Annotated in this window: 1 protein-coding gene and 3 tRNA genes; 3 read left to right on the top strand and 1 reads right to left on the bottom strand. The window is 40.8% G+C overall.

Translation table 11 applies throughout. The features are described from left to right. The 3 genes from I6F41_RS09545 (at window position 1) to I6F41_RS09535 (ending at window position 294) form a co-directional block, all read left to right on the top strand. Window positions 1-76 (top strand) — tRNA-Gly (locus I6F41_RS09545). Window positions 77-95: 19 nt separating this feature from the next. Continuing rightward, window positions 96-169: transfer RNA gene (locus I6F41_RS09540), tRNA-Cys, on the top strand. Between the two features lie 38 nt (window positions 170-207). Next, window positions 208-294 (top strand) — tRNA-Leu (locus tag I6F41_RS09535). A 681-nt stretch (window positions 295-975) separates the two neighbouring features. Here the strand turns inward: I6F41_RS09535 and I6F41_RS09530 are convergent. Further along, on the bottom strand, window positions 976-2,394 hold the full coding sequence (locus I6F41_RS09530) for an alanine/glycine:cation symporter family protein (protein WP_011328579.1): 1,419 nt from the start codon (window positions 2,392-2,394) through the stop codon (window positions 976-978). Window positions 2,395-2,646 lie beyond the last annotated feature (252 nt).

The following is a 2,646-nucleotide window of genomic DNA, read 5'->3' as shown; positions in this document are numbered from 1 at the left end:
GCGGCACTAGCTCAGTTGGTAGAGCGCGACCTTGCCAAGGTCGAGGTCACGAGTTCGAGCCTCGTGTGCCGCTCCAAATTATTTGGATACATTTAGGCGGAATGGCAGAGTGGCCATGCACCGGATTGCAAATCCGTTTACCTCGGTTCGACTCCGGGTTCCGCCTCCATATAATTTACTCCACACGCTTTAATTAGCAAACTCGATGCCCGAGTGGTGGAATTGGTAGACACAAGGGATTTAAAATCCCTCGACTAACAAGTCGTGCCGGTTCAATTCCGGCCTCGGGCACCACTTTCTTGCTATTACTACTTATAAACAATGCTATAAGCTGGCAATAACATTAGTCAGTATTTACGCATCAATTCGTTATAATAAAACTACACATCTTATTACTACAATAAAACCCAGTCTGTTAAAGTGAATAGTTACCTTAAATAACGCTAGATTCAGTGCTTATTTATATCTTAAAGTCTACAGCCTTACCTAAATAAGTATTTCCAATTAAGCAATTAGCTATTTATTGTTACTGCACGTAAGAAATAGCCACACTTGCTGATAATACCAAAGATCCCGTAACGAAATAACGCCGCAGCGCTTAGCTACATGGCTACACTTCATCTAGTTAGAATACTAATCAAAACATGAGGACTCTATACACTAGTATAGGGTTTTGTATTTACCGCATGAGAACGTATTACAATACAAAACTAAATGCTTACCATGAGTAGCGATTACTAGGCGTTAGCAATAAGTAATCGGCAAAGCGTTACCATTTAAATCGCCAGATCATCGTTACTAAGTTTAGGGGGGGAGGTTAGGCCTCATGCGTCTCTGAGGCTTAGGTTATTGTATGAAAGTGTAGAGTGAAGCGTTATTAGCCATATAAAGGCGAGCCAGCAATGGGTGTGTTTTAAAAGCAAAAAAAGGGAAGCAATATAGCTTCCCTTTAATTTAACCAATATTAGCATTTAATTACTTATGCCAAATCCCTTTTGGAATTGTTTTATCAAGATGCTTATTTTTAGTTGGATCGAAGGTTGGTAACTTCCCAGCACGACGTTGCGTGTTGTAGTCTTTAGCAAGCCAAACAACTACGCCTGACAACATAAATAATGCTATAACGTTCACAATAGCCATTAACCCCATAGATATATCAGCTAAAGTCCACACTAATGGTAGCTCACCCATAGCGCCAAACATCACCATACCTAATACTAACAATCTAAAAATCAACATGCCGTATGCATGGTTATGCTCTAAAAATAATAAATTTGTTTCTGCATAAGAGTAATTAGCAACAATAGATGTGAAAGCAAAGAATAAAATAGCAATCGCAACGAATATTGCACCCCAACTACCTACATGCTCCTCAAGTGCTGCTTGAGTTAAAGCTATGCCCGTTAAACCAGAGCCAGCAGTAAGTTGTTGTGATAATAAAATTAATGCCGCAGTAGCGCTACAAATTACAATAGTATCAACAAAAACGCCTAACATTTGCACATACCCTTGTGAGGCAGGGTGGGGAGGGTTAGGTGTTGCTGTTGCAGCTGCGTTAGCAGCGCTACCCATACCCGCTTCGTTTGAGAACAAGCCACGTTTAATGCCTTGGATCATCGCTTGCATAACGCCGTAGCCAATTGCGCCTGCGCCTGCTTGCTCAATGCCAAATGCACTATTTATAACATGCATAAAAACACCAGGTAGCTCAGAGTAATTTAAAGCACAAACGTACAAAGCCACTAGTAAATAAGCAAGAGCCATAAAAGGCACTACCATTTCTGCAAATCGAGAAATAGTTTTTAAACCGCCAAAAATAATGATCCCAGAGCCAATAACTAAAGCAATACCTACTACATAGTTCGGAATATCAAAAGCGACTTTAAATGCAGCTGCAATAGAGTTTGATTGCACTGCGTTAAATACAAAACCAAACGCTAATATTAAACACAGTGAAAAAATAACGCCCATCCAGCGCTTACCTAAACCATATTCCATATAATAAGCAGGGCCACCACGAAAGTTCCCCTGTTCATCACGCGTTTTATAAGCTTGCGCTAATGTGCTCTCGGCAAAACTAGTCGCCATACCAATTAAAGCAATAAGCCACATCCAAAAAATAGCCCCAGCACCACCTAAATAAAGTGCAACTGCAACACCTGCCATATTACCAGTACCAACACGCGCTGCGAGTGAAGTACAAAAAGCTTGGAATGAAGAGATGCCATCGCCTGAACCTCTACGACTCAAAAACATCACTTTTATCATGTGAGGAAACTGTACAAATTGAATAAAGCGAAGGCGAATGGTGAAAAACAGCCCTGCTGCTATTAATAAGTATACTAAAACATGGCCCCATAAGAGGCTGCTTATACTGTTTATTATATCTGTCATGCTATTTGCCTAATCAACGAGTTTAAATCTGTCGCGCAACTTAGCATAAGCTTGAGAAATAGTTTAGTAATCGAGGTAAAAAAATGACTTGTCCACAGGCTTTTGTGGGTAACCTGTGAGCCTGGCTTGTGTATCTTTGGGGTAAAAATTAAATGCAAAAAAGGCGATAAAAACGCTTGCGTAAAATCTGCGGCTCCCTATAATGCGACCCCACTGAGACGGGAAACGTCAACGCCTAGCGAGACGCGAACT

This window comes from Pseudoalteromonas sp. SCQQ13 (assembly GCF_015864415.1).
Classification (GTDB): Bacteria; Pseudomonadota; Gammaproteobacteria; order Enterobacterales; family Alteromonadaceae; genus Pseudoalteromonas; species Pseudoalteromonas nigrifaciens.
This window is presented reverse-complemented; position numbering and strand designations above follow the sequence as displayed.